Source organism: Rhodococcus sp. LW-XY12 (assembly GCF_019317345.1).
GTDB lineage: Bacteria > Actinomycetota > Actinomycetes > Mycobacteriales > Mycobacteriaceae > Rhodococcus > Rhodococcus pyridinivorans.
Window position 1 is genome coordinate 955,815 of record NZ_CP079225.1, and the last position, 20,580, is coordinate 976,394.

Sequence of the window (20,580 nt, forward strand, 5' to 3'; positions counted from 1 at the left end):
CACTGCGTCGGCGACCGACCCAACCCCGACTGGAGCTCTCATGATCACCTACACCCCACCCAAGGCCGCCGACTCCATTCCGGTGATCGACCTCGCCGACAGCTTCTCGCCCAACCTCGCGAAGCGGAAGGCGGTGGCGTGGAAGATCCACAAGGCCGCGCGCGACATCGGCTTCTTCTACGTCGCCAATCACGGCGTCGACCAGGCACAGCTCGACGCGCTGCTGGAGGTCGCCGACGCCTTCTTCGCCCTCCCCATGGCCGACAAGCTCGAGGCAGACATCCACAACTCCACCGCGTACCGCGGCTACGAGCCGACCGCCGTTCAGACACTTGACGCCGGCTCCCGGCCCGACAATAAGGAAGGCTTCCAGATCGGACGGGACCTCCCGGCGGAACACCCCAAGGTCCAGCGGGGTCTGGTCAACCACGGTCCGAACCTTTGGCCCTCGGCCATGCCAGAGCTCCGTGCCACGCTTGAGGCCTACCGCGACCGCATGGCGGTCCTCGGGCAGCACCTGGTCCGTTTGGTTGCGCTGTCCCTCGAGCTCGACGAGGACTACTTCGACGAAGGCTTCCAGGACCACGTCATCACCACCCGCCTGCTGCACTACCCCCCGCAGGACGGCGTCGGCGAGGGGAACGAGCTCGGCGCCGGCGCTCACACCGACTGGGGCCTGATCACCATGTTGTACCAGGACGAGGTCGGCGGACCGGAGGTCCTCAACGCCGATGGCGAGTGGGTCCGGGCCCCACACATCCCCGGCACCTTCGTGGTCAACCTCGGTGACCTCGTCCCGAAGCTCACCAACGGGCTCTACCTGTCCAACACCCACCGCGTGCTCAACACCACCGGTGTCCGCCGGTACTCGGTGCCGACGTTCTTCGACCTCGACTACGACTACGTCGTCACCGCAGTCCCTACGGTCCTCGACGAGAACGAGCAGCCCGGCCCGGGCATCACGACCGGCGACCACCTCGCCGAAATGCTGCGTCGCACCTACGCAGCCAGTTGAGCCAGACACGCGCCGAAGAGACGACGTCCGGTGTAACAGAAACGTCACTCTACATTCCTTTGATGAATACACATTCCGACAAGACTTGCGACTACCGAACTGAAATGGAGGAGCACATGAACACCCCCGCCTTCGAGGTCCCCGTCGTGGACATCTCGGCCTACACCAGCGCCGGCACCGCCGAAGAGCGTGCCGCCGTCGCCCGCGCCATGGACAAGGCCTGCGCCGCCGTGGGATTCATCCAGATCCTCGGCCACCAGGTCCCCGACTCCGTCGTCACCGGCCTCAAGGAGGCGGTCGACGACTTCTTCGTCCTCCCCCTGGAGGAGAAGAAGGACTACGTCGTGCCGGGCAACCGTGGCTACAGCCCGCCCAAGAGCGAGTCGCTCAGCCTCAGCCTGGGAGTCGAGTCCGCGACCCGCATGAACGACTTCTTCGAGGCCTTCAACGTCGGCGCCGAGGCCGGCTGGTTCGACCGCCTCGACCTTTCCGACGACGACTACGGCGTCAACACCTGGCCCAACGTCGACGGGTTCCGCACCAAGGTCGAGGCCTACTACGACCACGCCGCACGCGTCGCGCGCACGCTCACCACCATCTTCGCCGACGCCCTGGGCGAGGACTCCGGCTTCTTCGACTACCTCACCGACCACTCCGTCGACGTGCTCCGGATGAACAACTACGCCCTCCCCGAGGGCACCGACGTCTCCCTGGACGGCGACCTGACCGGGATGGGCGAGCACACCGACTTCGGAATCGTCACTGTGCTGTGGGCCGACCAGGTCGCCGGCCTCCAGGTCCTCGCCAAGGACGGCACCTGGCACGACGTCCAGCCCATCGAGGGAGCGCTCCTGGTCAACCTCGGCGACCTCACCGCCCGCCTCACCAACGACCAGTGGCTCTCCACCCTGCACCGCGTGAAGCCCCCGGTCATCGACGGCACCATCCAGCGCCGCCGGTCGGTGGCCTTCTTCCACGACGGCAACATCGACGCCACCATCTCCACCCTGCCCAGCCGTCTCGACGCCGACGGCGGACTGGCCTACGAGCCCATCCTGGTCAAGGACCACATCGCCGCCAAGCTCAACGGCTCCCAGTACGGCAAGGCCAACACCGCCGCCGTCCGCGAGGCCTCCCGCGTCCTCGCCGCCCAGAACGCCTGAACCCAGCCCACGCCCACCCGGAAAGAGACCCAGCCCATGTCGAACACACTGACCGACGTCATCCCCCTGATCGACCTCGCCGACTGGCGCACCGGCGACGCCGGCGTCCAGGCCGCCGCCGCCGCGAAGGTCGACCAGGCCCTGCGTGACTCCGGCTTCCTCATGCTCGCCAACCACGACGTCGACCCGCAGCTCGCGGCCGACCTCCGCAGCGCCGCCAAGGCCTTCTTCTCCCTGCCGCGAGAGACCAAGGCTCGCTATGAGACCACCGTCGGTGGCCGCGGCTGGCTGCCCAGCGGGAAGGAGGCGAACTCCTTCGCCGGCGAGGAGGCTGACAAGGCCACCCCCGACATGAAGGAGAGCCTGACGATGGGCCGCCCGTACGCCACGGGCAACCCCACTCTCGACAGCACCGCCTTCGCCCCGAACGTGTGGCCCGACGAGGTGCCCGAGCTCGAGCTCCTCGCCACCACCTACATGGAGGCCATGTACGGGCTCTACGACGAGCTGCTTCGCATGTGCGGCGAGGCCCTCGGGCTCGGCCGCGAGTGGTTCATCGAGCGCTGCGCCAACGGCACCCGGACCCTCAACATCAACCGCTACCCCTCCCTGGAGGAGACCGGCGTCCCCAAGCCCGGCCAGTTCCGCGTCGGCGCGCACACCGACTGGAGCATCTTCACCCTCCTGGACCGCCAGCCCGGCTACGGCGGCTTCCAGGTCCAGCTCAGCGACGACGGCGAGTGGCTCGACGCGCCCTTCGTCGAGGGAACCCTGCTGGTCAACATCGGCGACCTCCTCGCCCGCTGGACCGGCGGCCGGTGGCGCTCCACCCGCCACCGCGTCCTGCCACCGCAGGAGTCTGCGCCGGCCGAGGAGCTGATCTCCTTGATCCAGTTCTGCGACGCCAACGTCGACGCCATCGTTGAGACGATGCCCGCCCCGATCGGCAGCGGCACCACTTACGACGCCGTCCTGGCCGGGGAGTACCTGCGTCAGCGCGCCATCCAGGCGACCGTGAAGTGAGCACCGACGTGAACACCGAGACAGTCCCCGACGCCAACCCCGACACCAAGGCCGGTGTCGCGCTCTCGTTCGTGACCCTGGTCTGCCAAGACGTCGACGAGGTCTCCAACTTCTACGCCGAGCTCTTCGGCCTGGACCACGTCACCTACCTCGAGGGCGACTACTTCCGAGCCCTCCAGCTCGGAGGAACCATCCTCGGCTTCAACACCCCCGTCGCCTACGAGCTGCTCAACCTGCCCGAGAGCGACCTGTCGGCCTCCGCGCCGTCGTTCTGGACCTTCGAGGTCGACTCCGAGGAGGCCGTCGACACCCTCGCCGCAGCCGCCGTCGCAGCGGGCGCGACCTACCGCAAGGAACCTTTCCGGACCTACTACGACGCCTGGCAGGCGGTGCTGCTCGACCCCGAGAAGAACGTCTTCCGGATCAACAAGTCCGCCTGAGTCAGCCCACGGTGCGGGCGAGGCCTCTGTCAACGACGCCAGAGCCCTCGCGCGCACCGTGGCAGTGAGACAGGTCGGTAGACTTCCGACGCCCGCTGGGCACCGCAGTCCGTAGAGAGAAGTCGATGTTGCAGGCACCGTCGCCCGTCGTCCCCGCCCGAGCCCGGGAGTTCGTTCTCATGGAATCCGAGGAAGCCGTATCCGACGCCGTTGCTCAGGCCGTCGGCGAGCGCGTGAAGTACTGGCGAACCGAGCGCGGTCTCCTGATGCGCGAGCTCGCCGACGCCGCCGGCATGAAGCAGCCCTTCCTCAGCAAGATCGAGAGCGGCAACGCCTCACCCTCCATGCTGAGCCTCTACCGGATCGCCACCGCCCTGAACATCACCCCCGGCGACCTCCTCCCAGCCGTCGCCCCGCAGCCTGGCGCGACCGTCATCCGAGCCGAGGAGGGCCGCATCGTCGCCGGCACTGAGCAGTCCAGTGTCCCGGTTCGATTGGTCGGCGGCTCCGAACAGCACTCCTTCGAGATCTCCGAGATGGAGTTCACCAAGGACCAGAACAACAATGAGTGGTTCGACTACCCCTCACCAGCGGCCACCTACCTCATCGAGGGACAGCTCAACGTCATCATCGAGGGCGACACCATCCATCGCCTGAAGCCGCGAGACACGATTTTCTACCCCGCCCGCATCCGCTCCAAGTGGGAAGCCGTGGGCGACGAGACCGTCCGCGTCCTCCACATCGTGACCCGGCCACGCCAGGCCTGACCTAGGGTCGGTGCTCGGTTGACGGACGGCGCCGGTCGGACGCTGGAGTAACCGGCGGCACCGAGGCTCGCAGCCCGTCTGTTGCCCACCGTGCGCAGCCCTGCACGTTATCCGCTCGTCCCGGGCTTCTTCGCCGCCGGCGGCGGCCGGCTCAGACACGCCACGTGCTGGCGAGCTGGCGGTCTTGCGGGAGAACGCCTACTCGCCGGTGACCACGGCTTCTGGCCACTGATTGCAACGCTTATCCCGGCGTCCACATGAAGCACTACGACATCGGCCTGGCACGGCCTGCGCCAGATCGCGTACTCCGACATCGACGGCAGATAGGCCGCTGCCGGGATCCCGCCTTTACCGGGTTCAACCACCCCGACACCCGAGCCCACTAGGTCGTAACCACCATCGACTTCTGCTGATAGTCGAAGTAGGCACCTGAGGTGATCGCTTCGTACTGGTGACTTGACCCCGGAGTGTGGACACGCCAATCCCGGTTTGATGCCGGGGGAAGCGAGACGATCCACGTATGGCACGCAAGACCTACAGCGAGGAGTTCTGCCGCGACGCGGTCGACCTCTACGCCACCACCGACGGGGCGACGGTGAAGCAGATCGCCTCCGACCTCGGCATCACCGACGCGACCCTCTCGACCTGGCTGAAGGCGGCGGGAGTCGCGGTCCGGGGCCGGACCCCGAAGGACCCTCCCGAGGGCAGCTGCGGGCCGGAGTCGCCGGCGCAGGAACTGGCCCGGCTGCGGCGTGAGGTCGCGGACCTGAAGGCTGCCAAGGACCTGCTGTCCACCGAGCGTGACATCCTCCGTCGGGCCGCGAAGTATTTCGCCGGGGAGACGCGCTGGTGAGTCGCTTCCAGTTCGTCGCCGACAACTCCGCCATCTTCGAGGTGAAGCGACTCTGCACGGCCGTCGAGATCAAGCGGTCCTCCTACTACGCCTGGAAGGCCGGCACCCCGGCACGCGCCAAGCGGGCCGCCAGCGATGCGGCACTGGCGGCGAAGGTCCGAACGATCCAGGACCCCAAGACAGGTGGCGACCGGGCCTACGGCGCGCCGCGGGTCACGCACGAGCTCAACGCCGGGGTCCCACCCGAAGAGCGGGTCAACCACAAACGCGTGGCGCGGGTGATGCGCGAATGATGGCGCTCATTGATCCTGCTCAGTCCTGCTCACCGAAAGTGCTCACCCGTGTGGCTCCGCCGATGAGGGCGGGTCTCCTTCGATGCTGGTGGTCTCTGACCACGCACCGGCTACTCGAAGGAGACCCGCTTTCTCATGTTGACATGGGAGGAAGACGTGGAGATCCACGCACTGCACAAACGAGGCTGGACGATCGCGGCGATCGCCCGGCACACCGGCCGAAACCGGCGCACCATCCGCAACTACCTGAACGGCACCACCACCCCCGGCGTGCGTAAACGCGCCGGCGCCGACCCGTTCGAGCCGTTCGTCGACTATGTGACAGCCCGCCTGGCCGAGGATCCGCATCTGTGGGCGCGGACCTTGTGCGACGAACTCGAGGACCTCGGCTACACCGCCTCGTATCAGACGCTGACCCGCCAGATCCGACAACGAAAGCTCCGGCCCGTCTGCGAGTCCTGCGCCTGCGCGACCGACCGGCCGAACGCGATCATCGAGCACCCACCCGGCGAGGAAACCCAATGGGACTGGGTCGAACTACCGAACCCACCCGCCGCCTGGGGGTGGGGCAAGACCGCCTACCTGCTGGTCGGCTCGCTCGCGCACTCCGGCCGGTGGCGTGGCGTGCTCGCCCCGGCAATGACCCAGCCGCATCTGATCGACGGCCTGGACCGGATCTGCCGCAAACTCGGCGGCCTGACCCGCACCTGGCGGTTCGATCGGATGGCCACGGTCTGCCACCCCGAGTCCGGGACGGTCACCGCCTCATTCGCCGGCGTCGCCAAGTACTACGGTGTCGTGCCGGCGATCTGCCCGCCACGGTCCGGCAACCGCAAAGGTGTCGTCGAGAAGGCCAATCACACTGCAGCACAGCGGTGGTGGAGGTCCGTGGCTGACGAGTTGACGGTCGAGCAGGCGCAGGCGAGCGTGGACAAGTTCTGCACCCTGCGCGCCGATGCCCGGATGCGCGCCACCGCCGACGGTAAAGCCTCGGTGCTGACCGTCGCCGCCCGCGAATCCCTGGCGCCGATGCCGAGCAGCCCGTATCCGGTGGTCATCAGCGAACCGCGGACCGTCTCCCGGCAAGCGTTGGTGGCCTACCGCGGCAACCGCTACTCGGTGCCCCCGGAACTGGCGGCAGCGCAGGTGCACGTCACCCGCAGGCTCGGTGACGAGGTGATCGACATCGTCACCGCCTCGCAGATCACCGTCGCCCGCCACCGGCTGGCTCCGGACGGGGCCGGGGTCATCGTGCGCGATCACGGACACGTCCACGTCCTCGAACAGGCCGCACTGGCCGGTGCCGCGGCCGGAGGCCGGCCGCACCGCCGCAAGGAACGCATCCCACCCGGCGCGGACGCTCGTGCTGCGGCAGAAGCATTGCGCACCAACACTACTGAGTCTCATTCACCGTCGACCTCTCCGGCCTCGCCGGTCATCGATCTGGCCGCCTACGAGCGTGCCGCCCGCGGAAGGAACACCCTGTCATGACCCCCAACCCCGACACCACCACCGTCGCGGCAGCGAGTGTCTATCAGCGGCTGCGGGGTCACCTGGCGACGCTGAAGCTGCACGACGCCGCCGAAGCGTTGCCCTCGGTGCTCGACCGGGCGCAGAAACAGGGCCTGTCGATGACCGCGACCCTCGAACAATTGCTCTCGATCGAGGTCGATGCCACCGAAGCCCGCCGGCTGGCGGGGCGGTTGCGGTTCGCGTGCCTGCCGACCCCGGCCTCACTCGACGATTTCGATTTCGACGCCGCGCCCGGTCTGGATCGGGCGTTGATCGCCGAGCTGGGCTCCTGCCGGTTCCTGGAAACCGCGACGAACGTGCTGCTGATCGGGCCGCCAGGGGTCGGAAAGACCCATCTGTCGGTGGGTTTGGCGCGGGCTGCGGCGCATGCCGGTTACCGCACCTATTTCACCACCGCCGCGGATCTGGCGGCCCGCTGTCACCGGGCGGCGATCGAGGGGAGGTGGGCGACGACGATGCGGTTCTATGCCGGTCCGACGCTGTTGGTGATCGACGAGCTCGGCTATCTCCCGTTGCCGGGTGAGGCCGCATCTGCGTTGTTTCAGGTTGTCGCGCAACGGTATCTGAAGACGTCGATCGTGATCACCACGAACCGGGGTGTCGGTGAGTGGGGTGAGGTGCTCGGTGACACGACCGTCGCGGCGGCGATGCTCGACCGGCTCCTGCATCGTTCGGTGGTACTCAATCTCGACGGGGATTCCTACCGTCTACGTGATCACCATGCCCGGGCGGAAAAGCTCCGTCAGGCCACCACCGGGACCCGGCAACCGCTACAGTGAACACGCCCACGAGTGGGCACTTTCGTTGAGCACAAGCGAGCACCTTCGCTGAGCCGCATCACGAACACCACCTGGCCGGACTCCGGCTACGCGGGAAGGTCCGCACCACGATCCCCGCACCCGACGACGCCGTCGTGCCCGACCAACTCAACCGTGACTTCACCGCCAAGCAGATCAACACCCGCTACGTCGGGGACATCACCTACCTGCCCTGCGGCGACGGCGCCGGGGGCACGAGGTTCCTCTACCTCGCCACCGTGATCGACCTCTACTCCCGACGGCTGGTGGGCTGGTCCATCGCCGACCACATGCGCACCAGCCTCGTCGAAGACGCCCTCAACGCAGCCGCCCACGAACGAGGCTCACTCGCGGGCTCGGTGTTTCACAGCGACCACGGGTCGGTCTACTGCTCGGCCGACTACGCCCGCCTGTGCGCCGAGCTGGGCGTGTCCAGGTCGATGGGCCGGGTCGGCACATCGGCCGACAACGCGCTCGCGGAGTCGTTCAACGCCACCCTGAAGCGCGAGACCCTCGCAGGCGAGCACACGTGGCCCGACACAACCACCTGCCGGCGCGAAGTGTTCAAGTGGATCCTGCGCTACAACAACCGACGCCGGCACTCTGCCTGCGGCTACCTCTCACCAACCGCCTACGAGCACGCCACCGCCCCATCCACCACGACCAGCACTACGCTGGCCGCCTAACCACAAATCCCGTGTCCACACTCCGGGGCGAAGGCCCCTTCGCGGGTTCCGTGTCGTCGAGACTCTCGATCAAAGCGTCGTAATTCGGCTGATGGAAGAAGGCCATGCTGAATCGGGCTTGATCCCACTGCCCGTCGGACGGATTGACGACGCGGTGTCTGGTCGAGCTCCAGACGTCGTTGGTCCAGCGCTGCATGAGATCACCGATGTTGATCACGAAGGAGTCTGGCACCAGCGGGACGTCCTCCCATTCCTCGTCGTTCCAGACCTGCAGGCCTTGGACCGAGGGGTAGCCGTAGAGGATCGTGAGGCTGCCGAAGTCGGTGTGCGCGCCCCCGCGAAGTTGTCCCGGTTCGGGGGCCTTCTCCAGGGCAGGGTAGTAATAGAGGCCGAGATAGCTGTCGTGGTGATCGGTGAACTGCTCAAAGTAGTTCTGTTGCTTGCCGACGGCGAGGGCAAAGATCTGGCCGATGACGTCGGCGAGTCTGTCGAGGGTCGTGTAGTACCGCACAAGTGCGTCGCGGAACGCCTCGTTGATGAGGGGGTCTCCCCAGATCGGCGAGACCCAGTCGATGATGTCGAGGCGCCGCACGCGAAACTCCTCACGAAGATCCGGCGGCACCGTTCCATCGCCCTCGAGATTGCCGAGGGACATCGATGCGAACTGTTTCCAACCGGTGCCACGAACCGAATTGTCATGAGCGGCCTTCGTCGACTCTGGCTGCTCGTAGAACGATCGGATAGCGTCGAGCGCACCCTGCATGATTTCTGGGGCGACGCCGTGTCCGGTGACCACAAGGAAGCCCGTGTTGCGGCACGCATCGTCGACGGCGGCGACTACGGACTCCTTGTCAGTGCCGTCGATGAACGACTTCAGGTCGATGATGGGTACGTTGCGTGGCATTAGAATAACCTCTTTCTGGGTATGGGGTCTTGCCCCGAGCTACTGCAGCCCGATGGCGGGATCGATGAATTTGTTGGTGGCGAGATCCTCGGCGCTCAGGTTTGCGGGGAGGTTGGTTCCCCTTTTGCCGAGGATTGGACGCATGACGTCGATAAGCTTGTCGATGCGGTCCATGTCGAAGTTGCCCAGCGTCTGTGGCAGGTCCCCGATAGTCGGTCCGGTCGTTCCTAGAGCCGGTTCCTCTGTGCAGTCGATCAGTCGATCTCGCACGCCACGGGCTGGTGCCGGTGGGTGCATCCGGCAGCGTACTCGGCGGGGGTCTTGTACCCCAATGCCGAATGACGGTGTCGGTGATTGTGGTCGTCCTTGAAGTCCTCGATCACCACCCGGGCCTCGAGCAGAGTGGGCCAGTAGTTGCGGTTCAGACACTCATCGCGCAACCGGTTGTTGAACGATTCGATGAACCCGTTGTTCCACGGCGTACCCGGCGGAATGTAGGACACCCCCACCGACCCAGCACAGAAGTCCCGCAGCGCTTCCGAGATGAACTGAAGGCCCGTTGTCCATGCGCAACACCAGCGGCGGCCCACCCCACATCGCGAACGCCTTCTCCAAGCCTTCGATCAACCGACCGGCGGTGATCGAGCGGTCCACGATGTTCAACAACGACATCCGGGTATGTTCATCGACCATCGACGCGATCTTCACCGTCTTGCCGTCGACGGTCGAATCGAACTGGAAGTCCAATGCCCACACAACATTCGGAGCATCTGCGTCGACGGCCGGAACGGAGGACTGGCCGGCACGCTTGCGGCGTGGGGCACGCCGGACCTGCAATCCTTCTTCTTTCCACAGGCGGTGCACCTTCTTCTTGTTCACCTCGATGCCCTGGTCGTAGCGCAGCCACGCCCACGCCCGACGGAACCCGTGCCGCGGATGTTTGCGGGAATAGCTGCGCAACTCTGTGCGCAGGTCAGCGTCCGGGTCGTCCGGTGTCTGCGCCAACGGCAGCCTCCGGTAGACCGATCGGGAGAGCCCAACGACCTTGCACGCGAACCGTTCCGACATCTGCAGGGTGTCGGTGAGCATGGTGATCGCGGCGCGTTTGGCGGTCGGGCTTAGAATTTTCCCTTCGCGATCTCCCGCAACGCGTCCTTCTCCAACTCGGCATCTGCGAGCAATCGCTTGAGCCGGCTGTTCTGCTCCCGCAGTTCCTTGAGCTCCTTCGCCGCATCGGCATCCATGCCGCCGTATTGACGACGCCAGTTGTACAGCGTCGCCGCCGACACCTCGAGTGCGGCAGCGATCTCTTCGCCGTTCTTGCCTACCGCGGCCAACTCGTCGGCTCGGCGCAGCTTGCGCACGATGTCCTCCGCCGAGTGACGTTTGCGTCCCGCCATGATTCCTATCGTCCCTTCTTCGCCCTTACCAGGGCAATCAGGACTCTAGAACAACCCGGACCTACTCACAGGGGACACGCCACCGGCACGGCGAAACGTGCGGTGTCGCAGAAAATTCTGCAACGGCAAAACACTCCTCACCCGCACACGATCGTGCCAAGCTCGGAAGAGGTGGTCGGTCCTCGACCCGAGAAGTCCGTCCGGCCCGCGAGGTCGGCTACCCGGGCGCGCAGGAACGATTGCGAGGTCGAGTCGATGGCCGAGGAACACGAATCGCATCGGGACCCGGTACCCGCCGATTCCCGCCGGTGGGCGTGGACCGCCGTGGTGGTGCTGATCGTTGCCATCGGGCTTCCGATCGCCGAGGCCGGTCTGCGCGGTGTCGTCGCGCTGCTGCTGGTCGCGGCGGCCGGTGCAGCCCTGGCCGTTGCCGCGGCTTACTGGTTCCTCACCCACCGGGGCGTGATCCGCGGGGCGGCTCTGGTCGTGACCGTCCTCGCGCCGGTGGTCGTGATCGTCGTCTTCGCGGCGTCGGGTCACCTGTGGGTTGCGATCGTGTCGGTGCTGCTCGTCGCTGTGGCGGTCGCGTGCGGACGCCGTGCCCTGCGGGCCGATCGCGTGAGCCCGCAGCCGGAGTTCCCGGCCGTTCCCGTACAGCACCCGTTCTTCGTCATGAATCCACGCTCGGGCGGGGGCAAGGTCGTCCGTTACGACCTGCAGCGCAAGGCCGAGGAACTCGGCGCCGAAGTGGTGTTGCTGAGCGGACCGCAGCAACTCGACGTCACCGAACTGGCGGAGAAGGCCGTCGAACGAGGGGCGGACCTGCTGGGCGTCGCGGGTGGCGACGGAACACAGGCCCTCGTCGCGGCGGTCGCGGCGGAACACCGGCTTCCGTTCGTGGTGATCAGCGCCGGAACCCGGAATCATTTCGCTCTCGACCTCGGACTGGATCGGGAGGATCCCGCCGCGGGTCTGGACGCCCTCCGGGACGGGGTCGAACTGCGCGTCGATCTCGGCCGGATCAACGGGCGGCCGTTCGTCAACAATGCGTCCTTCGGTGTCTACGCGGAGGTGGTCCGGAGTCCGCAGTACCGTGCCGACAAGACGGCGACGGTGCTGCAGATGCTGCCCGATCTGCTCGGTGAGCAGGGCCGGCCGGGCTTGCGGGCACACATCGACACGGAGGCCGTCGACGGGCCCCAGGCGGTGTTGGTCAGCAACGGTCCGTACGCCTTCGACGACCTGGCAGGTATGGGCCGACGTCCCCGTCTGGACAACGGCCGGCTCGGCGTCGTCGCGATCTCGGTTGCGAACGCACGCCAGGCGGTCGGCCTGTTCCGCCGCACCCACGACCGAGGACTGTTGCAGCGCACGGCGACAGAAGTGGTCGTCGATGCGGACGTACCGGAAATTCCGGTCGGAGTCGACGGCGAGTCGGTGATGCTGTCGACACCGGTACGATGCACGATCTCCACCGGAGCGCTACGAGTTCGTGTTCCCCGAAACCGTCCGGGAGTGCGTGTGCCGCCCCCGCACCTCGATTCCGCCCGATTGCGGAAGATATTGTGGCCGAATTGAACTCTTCCGATTGCACATTCCGGCGCATCCCACGACTTCAATGGAGGGATGTGCAGATGGATGGCGTATACCGGTGATCCCGTCCTGATGGACGACCTGCTCTTCCGGCCGGTGCACTCCCTGATCGATCAGAGCCTGCATTCCAAGATGGGCGCAACTACCACGAACGGCGACGGCTTCGGCATCGGATGGTACGGAGAAGGCCCGAGGCCGGCATTGTTCAAGTGCATCGAACCCGCCTGGAACGAGAGCAACCTCCGCGAGCTCGCCACGCAGATCCGTACGCCGTTGATGTTCGCGCATGTCCGCGCCTCGACGGGAACTCCGGTGCAGCGCACCAATTGCCACCCCTTCCGCTACGAGAACAGGTTGTGGATGCACAACGGGGCCGTGCACGGATTCCACCTCATGAAGCGGGATCTGGCGATGGCCGTCGATACGAGTCTCTACGACGCGATCCGGGGGTCGACGGATTCGGAGATGCTGTTCTACCTCGCGCTCACCTTCGGCCTCACCGACGACCCGTTCACCGGCGTGGCGAAGGCCGTAGGCTTCGTGGAGGACGTCGGAGCTCGCCTGGGCATCGAGAATCCCATGCAGGGAACGCTCGCCACCACCGACGGCAGCAGCGTCTGGGTGTTCCGGTATTCGACGGAGCGGAAGACACGCTCGTTGTTCTACTCGGCCGACATCAAGGCGATACGGGCGCAGCATCCCGAAGTGGAAGTGCTGTACCAGCTGGGGGACGACACCCGCTTCGTGGTGTCCGAACCCCTTCGGGATCTCGAAGGGGCCTGGCTGGAGGTTCCCGAGTCGAGCGCGGGTGTCGTTCGGGGGAGCGACCAGGAGTTCCGGCCGTTCGCGCCGATCTCGCCCGTGCGCTCGATGTGATCACGACGAATTCCTCACGACCGGAATCCGTGTCACCGCTCGTTCCGGCCGGGACCCGATGTGCCGAGTGAATCGCCCGGAGCCGCCTCCACGGCAGCGATCCCGGCGTTTTGGGCCCGGCGGACGAACTCGGCGCCCGGTCCGAAGAACAACCGGGGCCGAACGGCGTCGAATCCGATCGGCCACAGCGTGCCGTAGTGGATCGGTACGGCCAGACCTGCCTCCACCAGTCGGGCGACGACCGCGGCCCGAGCGGGATCGAGATGACCGTCGCCGAGCGTGGGTCCCCAACCTCCCACGGGGAGCAACGCCATATCCACCGGGCCGACATGCTCGGCAAGACCGGGGTAGAGATCCGTGTCGCCGGCGAAATAGGTCCGCCGGTCTCCCTCGACGACATATCCGACCGCTGGGGCGAACTCCGGGCCGCGCCGCCAACGGCGACCGTCGTGTCGGGCGGGCACGGCACGCACGGTGACCGTGCCGATCCGTGTCGCCTCGCCGGGACGCAGCGGGACCAACCGGTCGTCGAACCGACGCAATGCCGGTAATCCATCGACCGCTCCCCGTGGGACCACGATCGGAACGTCCGGATCGAGCCTTCCCAACGACCGCAGGTGGGTGTGGTCCGCGTGCAGGTGTGAGAGCAGGACCGCATCCGGGTCGAGCACGCGCGGTCCGGCCGGGGTGGGGCCCCGGCGTCGACGCAGGTGCGCGACGCGATCGGTGAGCACCGGATCGGTCAGGACGACCGTCCCGAGGTCCTCGATCAGCGTGGTGGCATGTCCGAGCCAGCGCAGACCGGATGCCGGGGCATTCCCCCGCGGTGGCGTGCTCATGACCTTACGATTCCAGACGTGGGAAGGGGCCCGCGATGCGTACGGTGGGCAGCTTGTTGCGAATACTCGTCGAGTTCCTCGTGTTGTGGGGATCGTCGACGCTCGTGCTCGTCGTGCTCGACCGCATCCTCGGCGGCATCACCCTGGATCGGTCCGGCTTCGCTCCGATACCGACGCTCCCGGCTGCACTGGTACTCGCGCTGGTGTTCGGTCTGCTGAACGCGGCCCTGTGGCCGGTGATGATGCGGTTGATGTCGTGGGTCGGCCCGGTGCTGTTGTTCGCCGGGGTGTTCCTTGCCGGTGGCGCGATCATGCTGCTGACGTTGTACCTGGTACCGGTCGCCACGGTGGACCGCCCGCTCGACGCGATCGTCCTCGCCGCACCGGTCTCATTGGTCACCTCGGTCGTCTCGAGCGCGATCGCCTCCCGCTCCGATACCGCCTATCGGTTGATGCAGGTGCGACGGAACCGGTTCCGCCTGCGGCGCAAAGCGACGCTCGTGGACGCGACTCCGGGGCTGTTGTGCATCCAGATCGACGGACTCGGATACGACGTCCTGCGGCGGGCGATCGCCGACGGTGTCACGCCCGGCCTGGCGAAACTGGTGCGTGAGACCCACCGGCTGGTGCCGTGGTACACGGATTGGAGCAGCCAGACCGGTGCGACACAGCTGGGTGTACTGCACGGTTCCAATCACAACGTGCCCGCATTCCGCTGGTACGACAAGACGACCGGGCGCATCTCCGTGTTCAGCAACCCCGCCGACAACGAACAACGCGAACTCGAACGAGCAGACCGGCCCGGGTTGCTCGCGCACGACGGTGCGAGCCGGGGCAACCTGTTCACCGGTGGCGCACAGGACAACGTGCTGGTCGTCAGTCGTATGCGTGGTGCCCGACTCGGTGGAGGCGCCGGCTACAGCGCCTACTTCGCCGACCCGGCAAGCGCACTGCGCACCTTCATCCGGATGATCGCGGAACTGCAACGGGAACTTCGTCAGTCACTGCGCCAGAAGCGGAAGGACATTCGGCCACGAGTACCGCGAGGCGGAATCTATCCGTTCGTCCGCGCCTTCGCGACGGTTCTCGCCACCGACGTCACCGCCGCCGCCGTGGTCGGTGATCTGATCGAGGGACGTACCGTCGTCTACCTCGATCTGATCGGCTACGACGAAGTCTCGCACCACTCGGGGATCTCTCGACCCGAAACGCTGGCCGTGCTCACGAAGGTCGACGACATCATCGAGATGCTCCTCGCCGTGGCGGAACAGTCCGACCGGTCCTATCGCGTCGTCGTGCTCTCGGATCACGGACAGAGTCAGGGTGCGACCTTCCTGCAGCGTTACGGGGAAAGCCTGAGGGAGTTGGTGGTCCGGCTGACGACACGATCCGGTTCGGTCGCGCCGGACGGTCACAGGCACCAGCGCGGGGGAGAGGAAGCCGCCCAACCCGGAGCGGAGGGCCGCGCCTACGCCGCAGCCAGCATGCACGTTGCCGCCGACGAGCAGTCGCGCCCGGCCGCCGGTGAGCCGATCGTTCTCGGCTCGGGCAATCTCGGCCTGATCTACTTCCCGCACCTGCCCGGTCGCGCCGACATCGACGCCATCGAGGCGGCGCATCCGGGACTGCTCGCCGGGCTCCGGGAGCATCCCGGAATCGGCTTCCTTCTCGTTGCCGCTCCGGGCGGATCCGTCGTGCTCGGACCCCACGGCCGGGTGGACGTGACGACCGGCGAGGTCACCGGCCGGAACCCCCTCGAGGTGATGGGACTCGACGCACTGTCGAAGATCCGGCGCACCGACACTTTCGGCAACGTCGCCGACATCATGGTCGGTGGAGCCTACTGGCCGGAGACCGACGAGGTCGCGGCATTCGAGGAGCAGATCGGTTCGCACGGCGGCATGGGTGGCCCGCAGAGCACGCCCTTCCTCCTCTACCCGGCCACGCTGCCCCCTCCACCCGAGCCGCTGAAGGGTGCCGAGAACATACACGAGGTGCTCGTCGGGTGGCGGGATCTCTCGTCGCGACCGTCGACGGCCGCGACCGGTCACGACGCGACGACCCGGTCGGGCGACGCGGCTCGGATGGAATGAAAACGGTTCGTACAGAGCTCTTCCGCCGGCAAGGTCAGGGATTCTGCTCGATGGGCGCGAAGGTCGGCGAGGCGCTCGAAGTCGGCCACGGCATCGTCGACGCGGTCGTATGCTGCAGCGCTCACAAGCAGCATGTCGTGCTCGTGCTTGCTCACGTCCTACCTTCCGACCTCCGGAATCGCGGGCGGAAGAACGGAATCGAGAATCGTAGGTTCGGAGAGTTCACGTTTCACCGCCTTCTCGACGAGGAGCGGAACGAAGTCTCGAACCCTGCTCGTGGCGAATCGGCTATAGACGCCGTGCACCGCACGTGTGATGTCCTCCGGGGGAACGAGCGGATATCGAACGATCAGGCGTTCGGTCACCTGCTGGATCTGACGGAACTCGTCGTCACCGCTCATCGGCCAAGCGTGACGTCGGCCCCGAGATCCGTCAAGACTCGAAACGGCATCGAATGCACCGCTTCCGAGCACGATTCGGCAACACCTGAGCTACGTGGTGGCCGGACCGCGTCCATCGCCCGAACCGATCGTTCTCCCACGAACGCGGGGTCGGAGGCGGACAATGGGTGGACGTCCGAGGGAGAACCGTGGGACACAAGACGGGGCACGAGAAGCACCGGAAGAGATCGCCGGCGAAGTCGCTCACCGCGCGTTCCGATTCCGGCGCCCTTCGTCCCCCCGGTCCACCGCAGCAGGGCGCATCGCCGGTCCGCGAACCAATGAAGAACAAGGAGTACCGTCGCCTGCTCCGTCCGTTGCACGCCGAACTCGTCGCCGTGCAGGAATGGGTGAGATCGTCCGGAGTTCGTATCTGCATCCTGTTCGAGGGCCGCGACACCGCAGGCAAGGGTGGTGTCATCAAGGCGATCACGGAACGATTGAGTCCCAGGGTCTTCCGCGTCGTCGCTCTGCCCGCACCCACGGAGCGTGAACGGTCTCAGATGTACATCCAGCGCTACGTACCCCACCTGCCGGCCGGAGGCGAGGTCGTGATCTTCGATCGCAGTTGGTACAACCGCGCCGGCGTCGAACGAGTGATGAACTTCTGCACGGAGGAGGAGGCACAGCATTTCCTCCAGATGATCCCGACGGTCGAACGCGCGATCGTGGACTCCGGCATCATCCTTCTGAAGTACTGGCTGGAAGTGAGCCCGGAGCAACAGACGCTGCGCTTGCAGAGTCGCATCGACGATCCTCGTAAGACCTGGAAGCTGTCGAATCTGGATCTGGAATCGTACACACGCTGGTACGACTACTCCCGGGCACGGGACGAGATGTTCCACTTCACCGATACCGGTTGGGCTCCCTGGTATGTCGTCGACAACGACGACAAGAAACGTGGTCGGCTCAACGTCATCGCCCATCTGCTCGACCGGATCCCCTACGAGCCGCTCGAGCGCCCCGATCTGGTTCTGCCGCAGCGGCAGGACGCCGATGGGTACACGGCACCGACCCAGCCTCTTCACTGGATACCCACGCTCTACTGAGGCTCTTCCGGTAAGGAAGGACGAACCGCGATGGCCACTACGAGATCCGGACCGGACCGAGCGAAGAATTTCGTCCCCGATTGGGAAGAACCGTCCTGGTATGCCACAGACGCCGCCGACGTGATCGCAGCACTGTCCTCCGACGAACGATCCGGTCTCACGACGGCAGAGGCGGACGAACGTCGCCGACGCTTCGGACCCAATACGATCGTGTCCGAACCCGCACCGTCCACGTCGACGATCGCACTGCGGCAGGTACGGGATCCGATGAACCTGATGCTGATCGCCGTGACGGCGGTCAGCATCGTGATCGGGGAGATCTCCACCGCACTCGTCGTCATCGTCCTGGTCGCGCTCAATGTGGTGCTGGGCACGCGGCAGGAAGTGAAGGCCCGTGCGAGCGTGGACGCCCTCGCGAGAATGCAGACTCCGCAGGCGCGAACGATCCGCGACGGAGTGTTGAGCGAGATCGGAGCCACCGACCTGGTGCCCGGCGACATCGTGCAACTCGAAGCCGGCGACCTCGTGCCCGCGGACGGACGTGTGATCACGTCGGCGACGCTCGAGACGCAGGAAGCAGCGCTCACGGGAGAAAGTGCACCCGTTCCGAAGGACCCCGCGGCCCTTCCCGTCGGTGACGTGCCCCTGGGCGATCGCTCCGACATGCTGTTCCAGAACACATCCGTCACTCGTGGTACCGCCAGGATGGTGGTGACGGAGACGGGCATGGACACCGAAATGGGCCGGATCGCATCGATGCTCTCGGCCGTTGCTCCGAGCAAGTCACCGCTGCAACGCGAACTCGACTCGCTGACCCGGCTGCTCGGGGTCATCGCCTGGACCGCGGTTGCCGTCATCGTCGTCATCGGCGTGATCCGCGGGCAGGATCTGACCACGGTGCTGTTGCTGGGCATCGCCATGGGGGTGTCGGCGATCCCGACCGGCCTGCCGACCTTCGTGCAGGCGATGCTCGCTTTCGGTGCCCGGCAGCTCGCCGAAGCGAAGGCCGTCGTCAAGAACCTCTCCGATGTCGAGACCCTCGGTGCCACGAACGCGGTCAACTCGGACAAGACCGGTACGCTCACGATGAACCAGATGACCGTGCGCTCGTTGTATTTCCACACCCGGTGGTACACCGTGGACGGTGAGGGATACAGCAAGACCGGGCGGATCACGCGTGCCGCCGGCGACGAGCTGCCCGACTTCACTCTTCTCGCATACGGACTATGCCTCGACAGCGATGCCACGGTGTCCGACAGCGGAGTGGTCGTCGGAGATCCCACCGAGGCGGCTCTGGTCGTGCTGGCCGCCAAACTCGGCATCGACGCCCCGCTCACCCGCCGGTCGTATCCCCGCGTCGCCGAAGTGCCGTTCGACTCGGCGTACAAGTTCATGGCGACGTTCCATCACCTGCCGGTCGACGGCGCCCTACGATTCGTCGAGCTCGTCAAAGGCGCCCCGGACGTGGTTCTGGCACAGTGCGGCAGCGCCTTCCGTCCGGGACGACGAGCGGCGCCACTCGACGAGGTTCGTGACGACATCGTCGCGGCGAACCGAGCCCTGTCCGAGAAGGGACTGCGGGTCCTGGCGTTCGCGGCCCGTCTCGTCGACGGGCAGGAGGAAGCGGTGCGGATCGATCCGATGTCGTTCGTGGACGATCTCACCTTCGTCGGGATGGTCGGCATCATCGATCCGCTTCGACCCGAAGCGATCGAGGCGGTGCGCACCGCGCACGCGGCAGGTATCGATGTCCGCATGATCACCGGCGATCATGCGATCACCGCCTCCGCGATCGGCGCCGAACTCGGTCTCGGACCGGGCGTCGTCAACGGACCCGACCTACGTGCGATGCCCGACGAGGCTCTGGCGGCGGAGCTTCCGAACCTGCACGTGTTCGGCCGTGTCACTCCCCAGGACAAGCTCCGCCTCGTCGATCTCATGCAGAAGGAGGGCGCGGTCGTCGCGATGACCGGAGACGCCGTCAACGACGCCGCAGCGCTGAAGAAGGCCGACATCGGAGTTGCGATGGGATCGGGCAGCGAAGTGACGAAGCAGGCCGGGAGGATCGTGCTGACCGACGACAACTTCGGAACGCTGGTCACTGCGATCCGGCTGGGGCGAAACATCTACGAGAAGATCGTGTCGTACATCCGGTACCAGATGTCGAAGCTGTTGTCGCTCGTTCTGCTCTTCCTCGTCGCGAGCATCTTCGACATCAACGACGGCGTCGCCCTGACCCCGTTGATGGTGTTGTTCCAGCACTTCTTCATCACGTTGTTCCCGGTCGCCGTCATCATGCTCGACCCGCCTTCACCGGATCTCATGAGCAAGCCGCCTCGTGACCCGAATACACCCATCGCAAACAGAGCCGCTTTCGTGCAGTGGACGGTCTACGGAACCCTTCAATTCGCCGTGGCTCTCGCGGCCCTGCTCCTCGCCCCGGGCGAAATGAGCACGACCGAACCGTCGGTGCCGATGACGACCGCCTTCGTCGTGCTGTCGTTCGGCTCCGTTCTCGCCGGATTGTCCATGCGGCGCGATCCCGAATCCGGATTCGCCGCGCCGATCGTGGGCGCCCTCCGGATCCTGTCGATTCCGGTGGTGGTCACCGTGCTCGCCGTCGAGTCGGACTTCCTGCAGGACCTTCTCATGACGACGTCGCTGACGGGCGCTCAATGGCTGGTCTGCATCGGTTGGTCGGTGATCGTTCCGGTCGTCGTGGAAGCGGAGAAGGCGATCCGGCGTCACCGACACACACCGGACCTGTCGATCCCCGCGCCGGTGGCGGTTGCTCCTGCGCGTGCTCACTGAGGCCG

Annotated in this window: 17 protein-coding genes and 3 pseudogenes; 14 read left to right on the forward strand and 6 right to left on the reverse strand. The window is 66.2% G+C overall.

Annotated elements, in window-relative coordinates; genetic code table 11:
* Positions 1-40: 40 nt before the first annotated feature.
* The 9 genes and pseudogenes from KXC42_RS04585 to KXC42_RS04630 all read left to right on the forward strand — a co-directional run.
* Entirely contained in the window at positions 41-1,015 is a 975-nt protein-coding gene (locus tag KXC42_RS04585; protein ID WP_219129983.1) for an isopenicillin N synthase family oxygenase, read from the forward strand.
* Between the two features lie 116 nt (positions 1,016-1,131).
* Positions 1,132-2,178 (forward strand): isopenicillin N synthase family oxygenase, encoded by a 1,047-nt coding sequence (locus KXC42_RS04590; RefSeq protein ID WP_219129984.1) that lies wholly within the window; start codon positions 1,132-1,134, stop codon positions 2,176-2,178.
* 36 nt (positions 2,179-2,214) lie between these two features.
* Positions 2,215-3,201 carry an isopenicillin N synthase family oxygenase gene (locus KXC42_RS04595; RefSeq protein ID WP_219129985.1) on the forward strand — a complete coding sequence of 329 codons (987 nt, stop codon included), beginning with the start codon at positions 2,215-2,217 and terminating at the stop codon, positions 3,199-3,201.
* Positions 3,202-3,209: 8 nt separating this feature from the next.
* The gene (locus KXC42_RS04600) at positions 3,210-3,641 is read left to right on the forward strand and encodes a VOC family protein (protein ID WP_042329013.1); all 432 of its coding nucleotides are present in this window, start codon (positions 3,210-3,212) and stop codon (positions 3,639-3,641) included.
* A gap of 125 nt (positions 3,642-3,766) precedes the next feature.
* Positions 3,767-4,408 carry a helix-turn-helix domain-containing protein gene (locus KXC42_RS04605; RefSeq protein WP_071934950.1) on the forward strand — a complete coding sequence of 214 codons (642 nt, stop codon included), beginning with the start codon at positions 3,767-3,769 and terminating at the stop codon, positions 4,406-4,408.
* A 520-nt stretch (positions 4,409-4,928) separates the two neighbouring features.
* Positions 4,929-5,548, forward strand: a pseudogene (locus tag KXC42_RS27065) (transposase); the annotation flags it as partial.
* A 141-nt stretch (positions 5,549-5,689) separates the two neighbouring features.
* Positions 5,690-7,045 (forward strand): helix-turn-helix domain-containing protein, encoded by a 1,356-nt coding sequence (locus KXC42_RS04620; RefSeq protein ID WP_219129987.1) that lies wholly within the window; start codon positions 5,690-5,692, stop codon positions 7,043-7,045.
* Complete coding sequence (gene istB, locus KXC42_RS04625) at positions 7,042-7,866, forward strand: IS21-like element helper ATPase IstB (RefSeq protein WP_016695443.1); 825 nt, start codon at positions 7,042-7,044, stop codon at positions 7,864-7,866. The genes KXC42_RS04620 and istB overlap by 4 nt, the downstream gene beginning before the upstream one ends.
* 71 nt (positions 7,867-7,937) lie before the next feature.
* A pseudogene (locus KXC42_RS04630) lies at positions 7,938-8,570 on the forward strand (IS3 family transposase); the annotation flags it as partial.
* On the opposite strand, the gene KXC42_RS04635 reads toward KXC42_RS04630, so the two are convergent.
* The 3 genes and pseudogenes from KXC42_RS04635 to KXC42_RS04640 form a co-directional block, all read right to left on the reverse strand.
* Entirely contained in the window at positions 8,554-9,474 is a 921-nt protein-coding gene (locus KXC42_RS04635) for an isopenicillin N synthase family oxygenase (RefSeq protein WP_219129988.1), read from the reverse strand. The pseudogene KXC42_RS04630 and the gene KXC42_RS04635 sit on opposite strands and share 17 nt — an antisense overlap.
* Positions 9,475-9,513: 39 nt before the next feature.
* Positions 9,514-9,648 carry a hypothetical protein gene (locus tag KXC42_RS27070; protein ID WP_257606024.1) on the reverse strand — a complete coding sequence of 45 codons (135 nt, stop codon included), beginning with the start codon at positions 9,646-9,648 and terminating at the stop codon, positions 9,514-9,516.
* Between the two features lie 80 nt (positions 9,649-9,728).
* Positions 9,729-10,874, reverse strand: a pseudogene (locus KXC42_RS04640) (IS3 family transposase).
* Between the two features lie 255 nt (positions 10,875-11,129).
* Here KXC42_RS04640 and KXC42_RS04645 point away from each other — a divergent pair.
* Both KXC42_RS04645 and KXC42_RS04650 read left to right on the forward strand, forming a co-directional pair.
* Complete coding sequence (locus tag KXC42_RS04645; RefSeq protein ID WP_219129989.1) at positions 11,130-12,452, forward strand: diacylglycerol kinase family protein; 1,323 nt, start codon at positions 11,130-11,132, stop codon at positions 12,450-12,452.
* Between the two features lie 60 nt (positions 12,453-12,512).
* Positions 12,513-13,343 (forward strand): class II glutamine amidotransferase, encoded by an 831-nt coding sequence (locus KXC42_RS04650; protein ID WP_219129990.1) that lies wholly within the window; start codon positions 12,513-12,515, stop codon positions 13,341-13,343.
* Positions 13,344-13,375: 32 nt separating this feature from the next.
* Here the strand turns inward: KXC42_RS04650 and KXC42_RS04655 are convergent, their stop codons facing one another.
* A complete protein-coding gene (locus tag KXC42_RS04655; RefSeq protein WP_138841843.1) occupies positions 13,376-14,182 on the reverse strand; it encodes an MBL fold metallo-hydrolase in 807 nt (268 codons plus the stop codon).
* Between the two features lie 35 nt (positions 14,183-14,217).
* On the opposite strand from KXC42_RS04655, the gene KXC42_RS04660 reads away from it, so the two are divergent.
* A complete protein-coding gene (locus tag KXC42_RS04660) occupies positions 14,218-16,275 on the forward strand; it encodes a phage holin family protein (RefSeq protein WP_219129991.1) in 2,058 nt (685 codons plus the stop codon).
* Here the strand turns inward: KXC42_RS04660 and KXC42_RS04665 are convergent.
* Both KXC42_RS04665 and KXC42_RS27700 read right to left on the reverse strand, forming a co-directional pair.
* On the reverse strand, positions 16,230-16,430 hold the full coding sequence (locus tag KXC42_RS04665; RefSeq protein ID WP_071934449.1) for a hypothetical protein: 201 nt from the start codon (positions 16,428-16,430) through the stop codon (positions 16,230-16,232). The genes KXC42_RS04660 and KXC42_RS04665 overlap by 46 nt on opposite strands.
* Positions 16,431-16,433: 3 nt before the next feature.
* A complete protein-coding gene (locus KXC42_RS27700) occupies positions 16,434-16,676 on the reverse strand; it encodes a three-helix bundle dimerization domain-containing protein (protein WP_138841847.1) in 243 nt (80 codons plus the stop codon).
* A 188-nt stretch (positions 16,677-16,864) separates the two neighbouring features.
* On the opposite strand from KXC42_RS27700, the gene ppk2 reads away from it, so the two are divergent.
* Positions 16,865-17,764, forward strand: coding sequence for a polyphosphate kinase 2 (ppk2, locus tag KXC42_RS04670; protein ID WP_219129992.1), 900 nt, complete (start codon positions 16,865-16,867; stop codon positions 17,762-17,764).
* Positions 17,765-17,794: 30 nt separating this feature from the next.
* The gene (locus KXC42_RS04675) at positions 17,795-20,575 is read left to right on the forward strand and encodes a cation-transporting P-type ATPase (protein WP_219129993.1); all 2,781 of its coding nucleotides are present in this window, start codon (positions 17,795-17,797) and stop codon (positions 20,573-20,575) included.
* Positions 20,576-20,580 lie beyond the last annotated feature (5 nt).